Below are 16,112 nucleotides of genomic sequence, written 5' to 3'. Positions count from 1 at the left end.
GATGAGGAGTGTGCCGAATTCGGCCCAGGCTTCGACGGCGGCGGGGAAGACGGTGTGGCGGTGTCCGGCGGGTGAGGTGTGGTCGCGGAGGGTGTCGGCCCAGATTTCTGCTTGTTTGATGTCCCAGCGTCCGGGTTGCCAGCCGGCGGTGCGCAGGGCGGCGTCGACGGGGACGGCGAAGCGGGTGGTGGAGGTGCGGTCGGTGTGCATCTGCCCTTGGCTCGTCTGGGTCGTGGGTTGTGGGGGTGGGGGCTGGGGTCAGCCGGTGGTGGCGGGGTCGACCAGGCGGATGCCGAAGTGGGCGGTGAGGGCGGTGCAGGCGCGGCAGGGGGTGGCGTAGGCGCCGTGGAGGGGGTCGCCGTCCTCGCGGATGCGGCGGGTGGTGAGTTTGGCGTGTTTGAGGGCTCTGCGGGCTTCGCCGTTGGTCATGGGTTTGCGTGCGGCGCGTTTGCTGCGGGCGGCGTCGGCGGTGGTGAGGTGTCGGGAGATGAGGATGGTTTCGGCGCAGCGGCCGGTGAAGCGGTCGCGTTGGTCGCTGGTGAGGGTGTCGAGGAAGTCCTGGACGAGGGGGTGGAGGGTGGGGGTGTGGGGGGTTTCGGTGGTGCTCCAGTTGATGCGGGGGTCGCCGGAGCGGGGGTCGCCGGATGGGCCGGTGTGCGGCCCGGTCTGCGTCATGTTCATGATCGTCTTCCCCTCCCGAGCGTCTCCCCGGTGGTCACAGGGTGCCAAATGGGGTGGCTGATGTGGAAGCTGGGGCGGGGCGACACGCCCGGGTTTGGGCGGGCTGTCACGGGAGGGTGACGGCTGGTCACGGAAGCGGAGGGGCGGGTGACCGGTGCCGGTGACCGGTGGGGGTGTACCGCATAGGCTGTCGGCACCGCGATCCGTGCGGTGTTCTGCGCGCTGGTGTGTGTGGGCGCCGTGGGGGTCGTGGCGGTAAGCAGTCGAGACAGACGTGAAAGTCGCATACGTTCCGTGGTGGCCCGGAGGTGGGCGGTGCGGGGCGTACAGAGTGCCGCAGGGGGCAACCGCCATGACGACAGGTCGGCTCGGGCAGAAGGCCGTGCCGCCGAACGCGGCTTATGCCGGGCAGGTCGTGCACTTCCCGGATCCGGTGCGGGCGGCGCGTCATCCGCGGGGGGTGCGGGTGGACGAGCGTGGTTACCCGGATTTCTCGCCCTACGCGCGGGCGGCGGCGGAGGTGGCGGAGCCGCCGGAGGGTTTCGGTGTGGACGAGTTGCGGCTGACGGATTTCGTGTCGGCGAACGCGGCGCTGGCGGCGAGTGGTCATGCGTTGTGGGACACGGTGCCGGCGGTGGCGACGCCGCACGGCTGGACGTGGCATCACGTGGTGGGGTCGCGGCGGCTGGAGTTGGTGCCGGTCGAGGTGAAGGCGTTGCTGCGGCATCACGGTGGGGTGGCGACGTCGGCGGTGGATCATGGGAAGCGGGGGACGCGGCCGTTGCAGGAGACGCGTCCGGCGCATTTCGGGTTGCCGAAGTCGGGTGTGGCGGTGACGGAGTCGCAGGTGCTGGGGGTCGAGGAGGATCTCGGGTACCGGTTGCCGGGTGCGTACCGGTCGTTCTTGAAGGCGGCGGGTGGGTGTGCGCCGGTGGGGACGGCGTTGGACGCGGAGCTGGGGTTGTTGGTGGACCAGCCGTTCTTCACGGTGCGGGACGAGGCGGCGGTCAATGATCTCGTGTATGTGAACAAGTGTCTGCGTGATCACCTGACCAAGGACTATCTGTGTGTGGCGTTCGTGCAGGGTGGTCTGCTGGCGGTGAAGGTGCGGGGTGAGCGGCAGGGTTCGGTGTGGTTCTGTGCGTACGACGACGCGCGGGACGTGGATCCGTCGTGGCCGCCGGCCGAGCGGGTGGAGCGGCTGTTGTTGTCGTGCGGGGATGATTTCGATGTGTTCCTGTCCCGGCTGGCGGGGTCTCCGCCGGAGCTGGAGACGGTGGCGAATCTGATGGTGGACGGTGGGTTCGCGCGTGCCGTTCCGGTTTCTTCCGCGGGGGAGTGAGCTTCGGCGATGGTGACGTTCGCGCAGGCGCAGGAGCGTGCGGAGGAGTGGGTCAACGGGGACGTGCCGTCGTACCAGCACCGTGAGGTGCGGGTGCGGGAGTTCGACCTCGGGTTCGTGGTGTGGGCGGAGGACCGTGCGGACGGGCCGCGTTCGGACGGGGGCGCGCAGCGGTTGGTGATCGCCCGGGACAGTGGTGAGGCGACGCTGTGGCCGGCGTTGCCGGTGGGTGAGGTGGTCCGCCGGTACGAGGAGGAGTACGGCCGTGGTGACGTGGTGCCGGAGCCGGTGCCGGCTGCTGCGGCGCGGGTGGATCTGAATCAGACGTCGTTCTTGTTGAGTCCGCCGGAGTGGTTGCAGGAGGCGGCGGACCGGCTGGGGATCCCGGATCGGCGGGGTGAGGGTTCGGGCTCGTCCGTGGGGTCTGCTGCCGGTGTGGCTTCGGGCGCGGATGCGTCCGATGGGTCGGGGTCGGTTGCGGGTTCCGGTTCGTCCGCGGGTTCTTCGGGGGCGGGCGCCGGTGGGGGGAGTGGTGCCGCGTGGCCCGCTGCCGGGGGGAGTGGTGCGCAGGCGGAGGCCGGGGCGACTCCGTGGGCGGGTACGGACACCAACGCCGATGCCGGTGAGGACCGTTCGGTGCCGTTGCCGGAGACCGTGTTCGCGTCGCAGTTGAGCGAGTCCGGCGACGACGTTCCGCCGCCCGCGGCTTTGCCGGAGGCGAAGACGGCGCTGCTGTCGGGTGGCAGCGGGCTTCCGCCGACGGCTGTCGCGCCGGCGGTCCGGGATTCCGGTGCGCCGCAGGGGGCGCCGGACACGCCGCAGCCCACGGGGGGTGGTGCGCCCACGCCTCCTCCGCCGCATGTGTCCGGTGGTGCGCCCACGCCTTTGCCGACCGGTCCGGGGGCGCCGGCGCGGCCGCTCGCGCCGAACGCCGGGGACATCGCGGACGCCGCGACCAGCAAGGCGACTTCGCCCGCGCGGCGCGGCTCGGGTGCGACGCCCCCGCCTCCGCCCCCGCCGGGCGCCCCCGGTGCCCCGGGCGCGCGTCCGGCGGGCGGGTACGTGCCGACGCAGATGGTGTCGTCGCTCGGTCCCGACGGGCCGGGGGCGCCGGGTGGTTCGACTCCGCCGCCGGGGACGCCGGTTCCGCCCGCGCCGCCCGGTGGTGTCCATCACGCGGCGACGATGCTCGCCGACCCGGGCGGCCCCGGTGCGCCGCAGCCGCCGGTTCCGCCTCCCGGCGCTCCCGGTGTCCCTGGCGCTCCGCAGGCTCCGGTTCCGCCTCCGGGTGCTCCCGGTGTGCCTCAGCCTCCCGGCCCTCCTGGGGGGCCGGGTGCTCCCGGCGCCGGGGGGCGCGGGCCCGTGCATCATGCGGAGACGGTGCTGGCCGCGCCGCCGGCGGCCGGGCCCGGTGTGCCTTTGCCGCCTCCGCCGCCGGGTGTGCCGCCCGGTACGCCTCCGCCCGGTGTTCCCGTGCCGGGGCAGCCGCCGGCGTACGGCTATCCGCAGCCGCCCGCCGGGCAGCCGACCGTCGGCCCGGGCTACCAGGCCGTGTTGCGCTACCGCGCGCAGGACGGCAGTGAGCAGCAGCTGATCCGGCGTTCGGCGCCGGGTACGCCGCATCCGGAGTGGCAGATCTTCCACGAGCTGCGCGCCATGAACGTGCCGCCGGACCAGGTGCTGGAGCTGCACACCGAGCTGGAGTCGTGCGAGCTGCCGGGCGCGTACTGCGCGCGGATGATCCGTGAGCAGTGGCCGCAGGCGCGGATCACGTCCATCGCCCCGTACGGCACGGACCACGCGAGCCGGCAGCAGGGCATGCGGCAGCTGCTCGCCCATCAGGGTGAGCTGCACCAGGTGGCGGACGGTCCGGCGCGTCCCGCGCCGGTGCGTGCGCCGATTCCTCCGGTGCAGCCCGCGCCGCCGGTTCCGCCGGAGGCCGTCGCGCAGGAGCTGGCGGGGGCGTTCGGGCCGGGCGTGTTCCGCTTCGAGCAGGCGGCGGTGTCCCGGCAGGGTGTGCCGCCGGTCGTGGCGCACACCCTGGTGGTGGCGGGGCTGCCGCTGGACATGGGTCCGTTCTTCTGGGCGCAGGCGCAGCCGGGCCGGCCGGTGCCGACGCTGGCGGAGCTGGCGGCGGAGCGGGGTGTGCAGCCGGCTTCGGACGCGGGTTCGTACCTGGTGATGGGCAGTGACTTCGGCAAGGCGATCTGTGTGCAGTACGGCACGGCGAACATCGTCGCGGTGCCGGTGGAGCCCGGGCCGGGCGGTGTGCCGGCCGCGCCGCAGTTCGTGAACACCGGTCTGCCGGAGTTCGCGCGCTGTCTGGCGCTGCTGGGCCGGATGTGGCGGCTGCGGTTCGGGCTGAACCAGGAGCAGGCGGGCCGCTGGACGGTGGACTTCCAGGCGCAGTTGGCGGCGTTGGATCCGGCGGCGCTGGGGTCGCCGGAGAGCTGGTGGTCGGTGTTGCTGGAGGAGATGTGGGACGGGTTGTTGTGACCCGTCGCGGTTGAACCCCGTGTGACGCGAGGAGCCGGGCCCGGTCGTCCTGACGACCGGGCCCGGCTTTTGCGTGCCCTCCTCGCGGAGTGTCGCGTTATGAACACTTCCGTGTCATCCACCAAGATGTGCGCGATTCATCCCATTTCGTGCTCGGTCTTTCGTGCTGGGCTTCGGGTCCGTCGGTGGAGAGGGGTTCCAGGGTGAGCAGCGCATCGGTGTCGTCGCAGGGCTTCGAGGTCGTACGGGGGCGTGGTTACCGTCCCTTGCAGGTGATCGCGTACGTCGAGGCCCTCTCGAGTCGTCGTGACGCCGCCTGGGAGCGGGCCGCGCGGCTCACCGTCCTCGCCCGGGAGATGGAGGAGGAGCTGGCGCTGCTGCGGGTGCGGGTGGCGGGGCTGGCGCCGCAGACGTACGAGTCGCTCGGGGAGAGCGCGCGGCGGCTGTTCGCGCTGGCCGAGGAGGAGGCGGCGGCCGTGCGGGAGTCGGCGCGGCAGTACGCGCAGGACGTGACGGACCTGGCGGCGAACGACGCGGCCGGCGCGCGGGAGGCCGCACAGGCGCACGCCGAGGCCGTGCGCGCCGATGCCGACGAGGGCGCCGGGGAGGTGCTGTCGGCGGCCCGCGCGGCGGCCGACCGGATCCGGGTCGAGGCCCGGGCCGAGGTGAAGGAGCGGCGCGCGCGGACGCTGGCGGTGCTGCGGGAGATGCGGGAGCGCACCTCCGGGATGCTCGCCGAGGCGGCCGGGGAGCAGGCGGAGCGGCTGGACGCGGTGGCCCGGGAGGAGGCCGCCCGGGTGGCCGTGCTGGACGCCCGGCACGCGGAGGCGGAGGAGCGTGCCGAGCGTGCGCTGGCCGAGGCGCGGCAGGTGTTCGCCGACGCGGAGGAGTCGGCGCGGCGCCACGCGGAGGAGGCGCGGGAGCGGGCGGCGGAGCTGCTGGCCGAGGCGCGCGCCCGCGCGGAGGGCGTCGCGCGGGAGACCGAGCGGGTGCTGCGCGAGCACGCCGGGAGGCGGGAGGAGGTGCAGGCGCAGCTGGACCAGGTGTGCGCCGGTCTCAGCGCGCTGACGGGCCGGGCCGTGGAGTGACCCGGCTTCGGGCGCGGCCCTGTGCCGCGGCCGGCGGGGGAGGGGCCGTTCGGGGAGTGGGAGCCGGTTCGGTCCTTGAGGACCGGAAAGGGGCCCGTGACGAGGACCGGTGCGCGGCCGAAGGCGTCGCAGGGCCTGCCGTGGACGGAGAGGGCGACCGGCACGGCCGGCAGGCAGCCGGAGGGGAGCCGGGAGAAGGAGGAGGAGCCGCCGGGGTCGCCGGCGGTCCGCGGGACGGCGGTGGACACGGCGGTGGAGTCGAGTGCCGCCAGGGCCGTCGCGAGCATCGGCGCGGCGGCGACGGCGCCGCGCCGTCCGGTCGCGGCGGGTCGCCCGCTGTCGCGTGTCGCCGGTCCGGCGCCGTTCACCCGGGTTTCCCTCCTCGCGGTCGAGTGCCCCTTGCACCTTTCTGCCGCGGCACGGCTGCGCACCCGGCCCTCGCGCCGCGGGAGGGCGGAGCCCTGATCGGCCGACGGGTGGAGCGACCCCGAGACGGTGTCCACCTGCCGGAGGAGAGCCCCTAGGGGTACCTCCGTACTACGGATCGGGGAGGGTTCGTACCGGCGGAGGACGAGACGGGGCGGGGGTCGTCCTTAACCTGGTTTTACGCCGCTGGGGGGTGGCGTGGTGCACCGGCGGGGGTGGGGTTTTCCCCAGGACAGGACTGCGCTGAACACCAGGGCGCGGGACCCCTGCCGGACGCCAGACTGAACCACGTCGCACGAACACGCACGAAGCGGCCGCCGGGCACGACGGGCGGGCGCCGGAACACCGCTTTCATCTGCTGACCGACATAGGAGACTTACCGTGACATCGGCTGTGACCATTCCCAGGCACGGGGGCACTGGAGAGAGTACGGCCGTTGCCGCGCGGGCGCGGCAGGTCGTGAAGGCGTACGGGTCGGGCGAGACCCGTGTCGTCGCCCTCGACCACGTCGACGTGGACATCGCCCGCGGTCGTTTCACCGCGATCATGGGCCCCTCGGGGTCCGGCAAGTCCACGCTGATGCACTGCCTCGCCGGGCTCGACACCGTGTCGTCCGGTCAGATCTACCTGGACGAGACCGAGATCACCGGTCTGAAGGACAAGAAGCTCACGCGACTGCGCCGGGACCGGATCGGCTTCATCTTCCAGGCGTTCAACCTGCTGCCGACGCTGAACGCGATCGAGAACATCACGCTGCCCATGGACATCGCCGGCCGCAAGCCCGACACGGCGTGGCTGGACCGGGTGGTGGAGACCGTGGGCCTCGCGGAGCGGCTGAAGCACCGGCCGACGCAGCTGTCCGGCGGTCAGCAGCAGCGGGTCGCGGTGGCGCGGGCCCTGGCGGCCCGGCCGGAGATCATCTTCGGTGACGAGCCGACCGGGAACCTCGACTCCCGCGCCGGCGCCGAGGTGCTCGGCTTCCTGCGCCGCTCGGTGGACGAACTGGGCCAGACCATCGTGATGGTCACCCACGACCCCGTGGCCGCCTCCTACGCCGACCGGGTGCTGTACCTCGCCGACGGCCGCATCGTCGACGAGATGCACCAGCCGACCGCCGAGCAGGTCCTGGACCGCATGAAGGACTTCGACGCCCGGGGGCGCACGTCATGACCGTCCTGAAGACCTCCCTGCGCAACTTCCTCGCGCACAAGGGGCGGATGGCGCTGTCCGCGGTGGCGGTGCTGCTGTCCGTGGCGTTCGTGTGCGGGACGCTGGTGTTCACGGACACCATGAACACGACGTTCGACAAGCTGTTCGCGGCCACCTCCTCGGACGTCACGGTCAGCGCCAAGGACGCCTCCGACAGCGGCGAGACGACCTCCGACAACGGCAGGCCGCCGGTGATACCGGCCTCCGTGCTCGACGAGGTCAAGGGCGCGGACGGCGTGAAGTCGGCCGAGGGCACGGTGTTCTCCACCTCGGTGACCGTCGTCGACGGCGACAAGGACAGCCTCTCGCCCACCAGCGGCGGGCCGACCATCGTCGGCAGCTGGAACGACAACGACGCCCGCACCATGGAGATCACCTCCGGCGCCGTGCCCGAGGGCGCCGGCCAGGTCATGGTCGACGCCGACACCGCCGACAAGCACGACCTGAAGCTCGGTGACGAGATCGGCGTGATCACCGTGGTCGGCACGCACACCGCGAAGATCTCCGGCATCGCCGACTTCACCGTCACCAACCCCGGCGCCGCGCTGTTCTTCCTGGACGTCAAAACCGCGCAGCAGACCCTGGTCGGCGAGAGCGGCGTCTACACCAACGTCAACGTCACCGCCGCGGCCGGCGTCAGCGACGCGCAGCTGAAGAAGAACGTCGCGGCCGAAATCGGCGGCGGCTACAAGGTGCTGACCGCGGAGGAGACCGCCGAGGCCAACCAGAAGAGCGTCGGGGACTTCATGAACGTCATGAAGTACGCGATGCTCGGCTTCGCCGGGATCGCCTTCCTCGTCGGCATCTTCCTGATCATCAACACCTTCTCCATGCTGGTCGCCCAGCGCACCCGGGAGATCGGCCTGATGCGGGCGATCGGCTCGTCCCGCAAGCAGGTCAACCGCTCGGTGCTGGTGGAGGCGCTGCTGCTCGGCGTCTTCGGCTCCGTCCTCGGCGTCGGCGCGGGCGTCGGTCTCGCGGTCGGCCTGATGAAGCTCATGGGCATGATGGACATGGAGCTGTCCACGGACGACCTCACGGTGGCCTGGACGACCCCGGCGCTCGGACTGCTCCTCGGTGTGGTCGTCACGGTGCTCGCCGCCTACCTGCCCGCCCGGCGGGCCGGGAAGATCTCCCCGATGGCCGCGCTGCGCGACGCCGGCACCCCGGCGGACGCCAGGGCCGGCTGGATACGCGGCGGGATCGGCCTGGCCCTCACCGGCGCCGGCGGCTTCTCCCTGTACCTGGCGGGCAGCGCGGACAAGGCGACGGACGGCTCGATGTGGCTGGGCCTGGGCGTGGTGCTGTCCCTGATCGGCTTCGTCGTCGTCGGCCCGGTGCTGGCGAGCGGTGTGGTGCGCGTCCTCGGCGCGATCCTGCTGCGGGCCTTCGGCCCCGTGGGCCGCATGGCCGAGCGCAACGCCCTGCGCAACCCGCGCCGCACCGGCGCGACGGGCGCCGCGCTGATGATCGGTCTGGCGCTGGTGGCGTGCCTGTCCGTGGTCGGCTCCTCGATGGTGGCGTCCGCCACCGACGAGCTCGACAAGACCGTCGGCACGGACTTCATCGTCCAGTCCGACACCGGCCAGCTGATCACCCCGCAGGCCGTCGAAGCCGTGAAGAAGGCGCCCGGGGTGGACCGGGTCACCGAGTACAAGTGGACCGAGGCCGACTTCACCACGCCCGACGGCAAGACGTCGAAGGACACGGCGATCACGGCGGCCGACCCGACGTACGCGACCGACCTGCGGGTCGAGACGGTCGCGGGGGAGCTCGGCGACGCCTACGGGCCCGGCGCGATGTCCGTCCACGAGGACTTCGCGAAGGACCACGGCATCACGCTCGGCTCGAAGATCGAGGTCGCGTTCAAGGACGGTGAGACGGGCACGCTGACGGTCCGGGCGATCACCAGCAGCGAGGCCGTCGTCGACGCGGGCGCGATGTACACGTCCATCGACACCCTCGCCGCGTACGTCCCGGCCGACAGGATGCCGCTGGACACCCTGCTCTTCGCCTCGGCGAAGGACGGGCGGACCGACGCCGCGTACACGGCGCTGAAGGACGCGCTGCACGACTTCCCGCAGTACACGGTGCGCGACCAGACCGACTACAAGGAGGCGCTGAAGGACCAGATCGGCCAGCTGCTGAACATGATCTACGGTCTGCTGGCCCTGGCGATCGTCGTCGCGGTCCTCGGCGTGGTGAACACCCTGGCCCTGTCGGTGGTGGAGCGCACCCGGGAGATCGGCCTGATGCGGGCCATCGGCCTCTCGCGCCGGCAGCTGCGCCGCATGATCCGCATGGAGTCGGTCGTGATCGCCCTCTTCGGCGCCCTGCTGGGCCTGGGTCTCGGCATGGGCTGGGGCGCCACCGCGCAGCAGCTGCTCGCCCTGGAGGGGCTGAAGGTCCTCGACATCCCGTGGCCGACGATCATCGGTGTGTTCATCGGTTCGGCCTTCGTGGGCCTGTTCGCCGCCCTGGTCCCGGCCTTCCGCGCCGGCCGCATGAACGTCCTGAACGCCATCGCCACCGACTAGCCACCGCACACGGGGGTTGCGGGGGAGACGCACCCGGCGCCGGAAAGCCCTCCCAGGGCTTTCCGGCGCCGGGTGCGTACGACCGGCCCGTCCGGCGTGCGAGGACGAGGCCCGTCCGGGGCCGGACGGGGGCCAGGGGGCGGGGCCCCTGGAAGGCCGGGCGCCGGCGCCGCCCACCCGTCGACGGACGTTGTCCACAGCCCCGGCGCCCGCCCGCGCGGCGACGTACGCTGGACACCCCCGGCCCGCCGCGCGCGTCGGGCCCGACGTGTTGCACACCCCCGGACGGAAAGCGCCCCGAATGAGCCTGCACGGTCTGCTCGACGCCGTCGTCAAGGACACCGCCCTCGCCGAAGCGATCGCCGCGGCCGCCGACGGCAACCGCATGCACGTCGACCTGGTCGGCCCGCCCGCGGCCCGCCCCCTCGCGGTCGCCGCCCTGGCCCGCGACACCGGCCGTCCCGTGCTGGCGGTGACGGCGACGGGACGCGAGGCGGAGGACCTGGCGGCGGCCCTGCGTTCCCTGCTCCCGCCCGAGGGGGTCGTGGAGTACCCGTCCTGGGAGACGCTGCCGCACGAGCGGCTCAGCCCCCGCAGCGACACCGTCGGCCGCCGTCTCGCCGTACTGCGCCGCCTGGCCCACCCCCGCCCGGACGACCCCGAGACCGGCCCGGTCTCCGTCGTCGTCGCGCCCGTGCGCTCGGTGCTCCAACCGCAGGTCAAGGGCCTGGGCGACCTGGAGCCGGTGTCCCTGCGCACCGGCTCCAGCGCCGACCTGAACGAGACCGTCGAAGCCCTCGCCGCCGCCGCGTACGCGCGGGTGGAGCTGGTGGAGAAGCGCGGCGAGTTCGCCGTGCGCGGCGGCATCCTCGACGTGTTCCCGCCCACCGAGGAACACCCCCTGCGCGTGGAGTTCTGGGGCGACGACGTCGAGGAGATCCGCTACTTCAAGGTCGCCGACCAGCGCTCCCTGGAGGTCGCCGAACACGGCCTGTGGGCCCCGCCGTGCCGCGAGCTGCTGCTCACCGAGGACGTGCGGGAACGTGCCCGGGTCCTCGCCGAGGCCCACCCGGAGCTGGGCGAACTGCTCGGCAGGATCGCCGAGGGGATCGCGGTGGAGGGCATGGAGTCCCTGGCCCCCGTCCTCGTCGACGACATGGAGCTGCTGCTGGACGTGCTGCCCAAGAGCGCCATGGCCGTCGTCTGCGACCCGGAGCGGGTGCGGACCCGGGCCGCCGACCTGGTGGCCACGAGCCAGGAGTTCCTGCAGGCGTCCTGGGCGGCGACGGCCGGCGGGGGAGAGGCGCCCATCGACGTCGGCGCGGCCTCCCTGTGGTCCCTCGCGGACGTCCGCGACCGGGCCCGCGAGCTGGACATGATGTGGTGGTCGGTGTCGCCGTTCGCCGCCGACGAGGAGCTGACGGAGACGTATGCCGCCGACGCGGCGGGCGACACCCTCAAGCTCGGCATGCACGCCCCGGAGACCTACCGCGGCGACACCGCGCGGGCACTCGCCGACACCAAGGGCTGGCTCGCCGACGGCTGGCGCACGGTGTTCGTCACCGAGGGCCACGGCCCGGCCGCCCGTACGGTCGAGGTGCTCGGCGGCGAGGGCGTCGCCGCCCGCCTCGACGCGGACCTCGGCGAGATCACCCCGTCCGTCGTGCACGTCGCCTGCGGCTGCATCGACCACGGCTTCGTCGACCCGGCGCTCAAGCTCGCCGTGCTCACCGAGACCGACCTGACCGGCCAGAAGGCCTCCGGCCGCGAGGGCGCCCGGATGCCGGCCCGGCGCCGCAAGACCATCGACCCGCTCACCCTGGAGGCGGGCGACCACATCGTCCACGAGCAGCACGGCGTGGGCCGCTACATCGAGATGGTGCAGCGCACCGTGCAGGGCGCCACCCGCGAGTACCTGGTCGTGGAGTACGCCCCCGCCAAGCGCGGCCAGCCCGGCGACCGGCTCTACATCCCCACCGACCAGCTGGAGCAGATCACCAAGTACGTCGGCGGCGAGGCCCCCACCCTGCACCGCCTGGGCGGCGCCGACTGGACCAAGACCAAGGCGCGCGCCAAGAAGGCCGTCAAGGAGATCGCCGCCGACCTGATCAAGCTGTACAGCGCCCGCATGGCCGCCCCCGGCCACGCCTTCGGCGCCGACTCGCCCTGGCAGCGCGAGCTGGAGGACGCCTTCCCGTACGCGGAGACCCCCGACCAGCTCACCACCATCGCCGAGGTCAAGGAGGACATGGAGAAGTCGGTCCCCATGGACCGGCTGATCTGCGGCGACGTCGGCTACGGCAAGACCGAGATCGCGGTGCGGGCCGCCTTCAAGGCCGTACAGGACGGCAAGCAGGTCGCCGTGCTCGTCCCGACCACGCTGCTGGTGCAGCAGCACTTCGGGACGTTCAGCGAGCGGTACGCGCAGTTCCCGGTGGTCGTGAAGGCGCTGTCCCGCTTCCAGACCGACACCGAGGCCAAGGCGGTCCTGGAAGGGCTGCGGGAGGGCTCGGTGGACGTCGTCATCGGCACCCACCGCCTGTTCTCCTCGGAGACCAGGTTCAAGGACCTGGGCCTGGTCATCGTCGACGAGGAGCAGCGCTTCGGCGTCGAGCACAAGGAGCAGCTGAAGAAGCTGCGCGCCAACGTCGACGTGCTGACCATGTCCGCCACGCCGATCCCGCGCACCCTGGAGATGGCGGTCACCGGCATCCGCGAGATGTCGACGATCACCACCCCGCCGGAGGAACGGCACCCGGTGCTCACGTTCGTCGGGCCGTACGAGCAGAAGCAGATCGGCGCCGCGATCCGCCGCGAGCTGCTGCGCGAGGGCCAGGTCTTCTACATCCACAACCGGGTGGAGTCCATCGACCGCGCGGCGGCCCGGCTGCGGGAGATCGTGCCCGAGGCGCGCATCGCCACCGCCCACGGCCAGATGTCGGAGTCGGCGCTGGAGAAGGTCGTCGTCGACTTCTGGGAGAAGAAGTTCGACGTGCTGGTGTCGACGACGATCGTCGAGTCCGGCATCGACATCTCCAACGCCAACACCCTGATCGTCGAGCGCGGCGACAACTTCGGCCTCAGCCAGCTGCACCAGTTGCGCGGCCGGGTCGGGCGAGGCCGGGAGCGCGGGTACGCGTACTTCCTGTACCCGCCGGAGAAGCCGCTGACGGAGACCGCGCACGAGCGTCTCGCCACCATCGCCCAGCACACCGAGATGGGCGCGGGCATGTACGTGGCGATGAAGGACCTGGAGATCCGCGGCGCCGGCAACCTCCTCGGCGGCGAGCAGTCCGGTCACATCGCGGGCGTCGGCTTCGACCTGTACGTGCGGATGGTGGGCGAGGCGGTCGCGGACTACCGGCGCCAGCTGGAGACGGGGGAGATCGAGGAGGAGCCGCCGCTCGAGGTGAAGATCGAGCTGCCCGTCGACGCGCACGTCCCGCACGACTACGCGCCCGGTGAGCGGCTGCGCCTCCAGGCGTACCGGGCGATCGCCTCCGCGAACTCGGAGGAGGACGTCAAGGCCGTGCGCGAGGAGCTCGTCGACCGCTACGGCAAGTTGCCGGAGCCGGTGGAGAACCTGCTGCTGGTGGCGGGCCTGCGGATGCTGGCCCGCGCGTGCGGGGTCGGCGAGATCGTGCTCCAGGGCAACAACATCCGCTTCGCGCCGGTGGAGTTGCGCGAGTCCCAGGAACTGCGCCTGAAGCGCCTGTACCCCGGCACGGTCATCAAGGCGACCGCGCACCAGGTGCTGGTCCCACGCCCGAAGACCGCGAAGGTGGGCGGCAAGCCGCTGGTCGGGCGGGAGCTGCTGGGCTGGGTCGGGGAGTTCCTGACGTCGGTCCTGGGGTCCTGACCCGCACATGAGGAGCCGTCCACGGCGCGAGGTCGCCGTGGACGGCCCTGACGGGTGTGCGTGGCCTTACGGCCGGCCGGGACGGCCGCGGTGCATGCCGAACCGGTGTTCGCCATGCTGCTGCCCGGTGTCGCTCTGCCGCCTGTGCTTGCCGCCGGTCCTCTCGTTCATCTTCCGCTCCGCGGCGTCCGAGGCCTTGCCGGCCTTGTCGCGCGCCGACCTGTTGCTCTTGAACTTGTCGAGGATGCCCATGCGGGAACTCCTTCCGGAGGTGACTCGGAACCGACGATACGCGCGCTGTGCGGTGAATGCCCGTATGGCACCGAATTGGTCTGGACCTCTCACTCGATACGGTGAGGTCCGGATCGGTCCGCCCCCGCCGGGGCAGAAGTCGGATGAACGAAGGAGGGGCGCGGTGACGCGGAACAAGGGATGGGGCATACGGGCCCGGAGCGCGGGACCTGTGGTGATCGCCGCGGTGGCTCTCCTCGCCGGCTGCGAGGGCGTCCAGGGCGCGGGATCCCCGGCCGGTGACGAAAGCGGGGGCGCCGCCTCCGACGGGCGCGCCGTCAGCCCGCTGGACAACCCCGACGGCACCGGACCGGGCCTCGCGTCCGTGACCGGCGAGTCGGACCGGGCCGAGGCCGTCGACCTCATCACGAAGGTGGCGACCAAGGGCCGCGGACCGAAGACGGGCTACGACCGGGACGAGTTCGGCTACGCGTGGATGGACACGGCGGACGGCGTGCCGCTGGCGAGGAACGGCTGCGACACCCGCAACGATCTGCTGCAGCGCGACGGCCAGGAAGTGCGCTTCCGGTCCGGGTCCGACTGCGTGGTGGTCGCCATGACGCTGGACGACCCGTACACCGGCACGACCATCGAGTGGCGCAAGCAGGAGGCCGCCGAGGTGCAGATCGACCACGTCGTGCCGCTCTCCTACAGCTGGCAGATGGGCGCCTCCCGCTGGCCCGAGGCCAAGCGGGAGCGGCTGGCGAACGACACCCTCAACCTGATACCGGTCCAGGGCCGGGCCAACTCGGCCAAGGGTGATTCCGGGCCCGCGACCTGGCTGCCGCCCGACAAGCGGATCCGGTGCGCGTACGCGGTCCGCTTCGCCCAGGTCGCCGTCAAGTACGAGATGCCGGTGACGCCGGCCGACAAGCGCATGATGCTGGAGCAGTGCGGCGGCTGAGCGGGCCGGGCGCGCGGACCGTTCGCGGCGCGGGGCGGCGCCCGTACTCCGCGGGCTTCGGGCCCCACGCGTGACCGCGGCGCACGGCGGGCTCCCCGGGAGGACTAGAAGCTGCCGTTGCCGATGATCTCGCCGTCGGCGTCGTACACGGTGACGAGGCCGTTGTCGCTCTGCTTCCAGTCGGCGAAGGCGGAGGCGACGAGCTTGGCGGGGCCCGTGCCCTCGCCCATGATCCCGCCGGTGAAGTCGGTGTAGACGTCGGCGGCGTCGAGGATGTCGTTCTGCTCGTCCGCGCCCTGCACCTTGGTGACGTGCGAGAGCGCCTCCTTCTCTTGCGGTGTCCCGTTCTCCTGCACGAACGCCTTGAACCGCTCGGCCTGGGACGCCTTTTCGGTGCCCTTGTCCCCGGCGGGCTTCGCGTCCGCCCCGCTGTCCGGCGTCGTACCGCCGGACCGCTGCTCCGCGGACGCCGTCGTGCCCCTGTCGCCGGAACCACCTTCCGCGTCGCCGGAGTTCGCCGAGGCGACGCCGATGACGACGATCCCCGCGACGGCGCCCAGCGCGATCTTGCTCTTCATGCCCATGACTGTGTTCCTCCCCATGCGGCCACCGCCACCTGCCGGCGGTCGCTCGTTCGCGGGTTCAATGAGAGCAAGCTCTGTGAGTGATGTCAACAACGATTATTCTGTTTACTCTGTATACGCATGTGAATCCTCGCTCCCGCGCATATGGGTATGCTCATCGCCACACACGGGACAGAGGGAAGCGGGGCGGGGTGCCGGGCATGCAGGACAACGCGACGGAAGTGACCGCCGCCGGGATCGCACGACTGGCCGGTGTCGGCCGCGCCGCCGTCAGCAACTGGCGCCGGCGGCACACCGACTTCCCCGGCCCGGTCGGCGGCACCGAGACCAGTCCATCTTTCGCGCTGGCCGAGGTCGAGGGCTGGCTGCGCAGGCACGGCAGGCTCGCCGGGATCCCGTTGAGGGAACGCGTCTGGCAGCGGCTCGCCGGCCACCCCGGCGGACCGGTCACCGCCCTCACCCACGCCGGCTGCGCCCTGCTCCTCATCCACGACCGCTCCCCGGTCTGGCTGGAGGTGAGCTCCGGCTCCGACGAGCGGCTCGCCGCGATGCTCCCCGCAGCGCTGGAGCAGGTGCTCGCACCACGGTTCGGTGACGTGAACGGCTCACGTGTGAACACCACGGGCACTGTTCACAGCCCCGCCCTCCCCGCCGCCCCGGCCACCCGAAAAGCCCTCGAACCCCCCACCGCCCCC

The 16,112-nt window shown here is 72.3% G+C and carries 11 protein-coding genes and 1 pseudogene; 8 read left to right on the top strand and 4 right to left on the bottom strand.

Annotation, left to right across the window (positions count from 1 at the left end; genetic code table 11):
• Positions 1-210, bottom strand: a 210-nt coding sequence (locus tag ADK41_RS35535; protein WP_209438660.1) for an SUKH-3 domain-containing protein, incomplete at its 3' end; no start/stop codon positions are given.
• A gap of 48 nt (positions 211-258) precedes the next feature.
• Positions 259-681 carry a YwqJ-related putative deaminase gene (locus ADK41_RS35530; protein ID WP_053670348.1) on the bottom strand — a complete coding sequence of 141 codons (423 nt, stop codon included), beginning with the start codon at positions 679-681 and terminating at the stop codon, positions 259-261.
• A gap of 352 nt (positions 682-1,033) precedes the next feature.
• Here ADK41_RS35530 and ADK41_RS35525 point away from each other — a divergent pair, with 352 nt between their 5' ends.
• The 6 genes from ADK41_RS35525 (at position 1,034) to mfd (ending at position 13,638) form a co-directional block, all read left to right on the top strand.
• Positions 1,034-2,023 carry an SMI1/KNR4 family protein gene (locus ADK41_RS35525; protein ID WP_030821742.1) on the top strand — a complete coding sequence of 330 codons (990 nt, stop codon included), beginning with the start codon at positions 1,034-1,036 and terminating at the stop codon, positions 2,021-2,023.
• Between the two features lie 9 nt (positions 2,024-2,032).
• Positions 2,033-4,519, top strand: coding sequence for an SUKH-4 family immunity protein (locus tag ADK41_RS40355; RefSeq protein ID WP_078661842.1), 2,487 nt, complete (start codon positions 2,033-2,035; stop codon positions 4,517-4,519).
• A 203-nt stretch (positions 4,520-4,722) separates the two neighbouring features.
• Positions 4,723-5,607: a hypothetical protein gene (locus tag ADK41_RS35515; RefSeq protein WP_030821738.1), complete on the top strand. Its 885-nt coding sequence runs from the start codon at positions 4,723-4,725 to the stop codon at positions 5,605-5,607.
• Between the two features lie 807 nt (positions 5,608-6,414).
• Positions 6,415-7,203, top strand: coding sequence for an ABC transporter ATP-binding protein (locus ADK41_RS35505; RefSeq protein WP_030821734.1), 789 nt, complete (start codon positions 6,415-6,417; stop codon positions 7,201-7,203).
• Entirely contained in the window at positions 7,200-9,779 is a 2,580-nt protein-coding gene (locus ADK41_RS35500; protein ID WP_030821732.1) for an ABC transporter permease, read from the top strand. Before ADK41_RS35505 ends, ADK41_RS35500 begins: the two co-directional genes overlap by 4 nt.
• Before the next feature lie 301 nt (positions 9,780-10,080).
• Positions 10,081-13,638: a transcription-repair coupling factor gene (gene mfd, locus ADK41_RS35495; RefSeq protein ID WP_030821730.1), complete on the top strand. Its 3,558-nt coding sequence runs from the start codon at positions 10,081-10,083 to the stop codon at positions 13,636-13,638.
• A 66-nt stretch (positions 13,639-13,704) separates the two neighbouring features.
• On the opposite strand, the gene ADK41_RS35490 is transcribed toward mfd, so the two are convergent.
• On the bottom strand, positions 13,705-13,890 hold the full coding sequence (locus tag ADK41_RS35490) for an antitoxin (RefSeq protein ID WP_030821728.1): 186 nt from the start codon (positions 13,888-13,890) through the stop codon (positions 13,705-13,707).
• A 163-nt stretch (positions 13,891-14,053) separates the two neighbouring features.
• Here ADK41_RS35490 and ADK41_RS35485 point away from each other — a divergent pair, with 163 nt between their 5' ends.
• Positions 14,054-14,833, top strand: a complete 780-nt coding sequence (locus tag ADK41_RS35485; RefSeq protein ID WP_234318618.1) for an HNH endonuclease family protein — start codon at positions 14,054-14,056, stop codon at positions 14,831-14,833.
• A gap of 104 nt (positions 14,834-14,937) precedes the next feature.
• Here the strand turns inward: ADK41_RS35485 and ADK41_RS35480 are convergent, their stop codons facing one another.
• Positions 14,938-15,417: a hypothetical protein gene (locus ADK41_RS35480; protein ID WP_030821724.1), complete on the bottom strand. Its 480-nt coding sequence runs from the start codon at positions 15,415-15,417 to the stop codon at positions 14,938-14,940.
• Between the two features lie 200 nt (positions 15,418-15,617).
• Between ADK41_RS35480 and ADK41_RS35475 the strand changes: the two are divergent.
• Positions 15,618-16,112, top strand: a pseudogene (locus tag ADK41_RS35475) (SAM-dependent methyltransferase); the annotation flags it as partial.

It is taken from the genome of Streptomyces caelestis, assembly GCF_001279005.1.
GTDB classification, from domain to species: Bacteria; Actinomycetota; Actinomycetes; order Streptomycetales; family Streptomycetaceae; genus Streptomyces; species Streptomyces heliomycini.
This window is presented reverse-complemented; position numbering and strand designations above follow the sequence as displayed.

Bases quoted from the DNA above. Each gene is read 5' to 3' on its own strand.
- ADK41_RS35500 (WP_030821732.1), top strand. From the start codon at position 7,200: ATGACCGTCCTGAAGACCTCCCTGCGCAACTTCCTCGCGCACAAGGGG.
- ADK41_RS35480 (WP_030821724.1), bottom strand. From the start codon at position 15,417: ATGGGCATGAAGAGCAAGATCGCGCTGGGCGCCGTCGCGGGGATCGTC.
- ADK41_RS40355 (WP_078661842.1), top strand. From the start codon at position 2,033: ATGGTGACGTTCGCGCAGGCGCAGGAGCGTGCGGAGGAGTGGGTCAAC.
- mfd (WP_030821730.1), top strand. From the start codon at position 10,081: ATGAGCCTGCACGGTCTGCTCGACGCCGTCGTCAAGGACACCGCCCTC.
- ADK41_RS35530 (WP_053670348.1), bottom strand. From the start codon at position 681: ATGAACATGACGCAGACCGGGCCGCACACCGGCCCATCCGGCGACCCC.
- ADK41_RS35525 (WP_030821742.1), top strand. From the start codon at position 1,034: ATGACGACAGGTCGGCTCGGGCAGAAGGCCGTGCCGCCGAACGCGGCT.
- ADK41_RS35490 (WP_030821728.1), bottom strand. From the start codon at position 13,890: ATGGGCATCCTCGACAAGTTCAAGAGCAACAGGTCGGCGCGCGACAAG.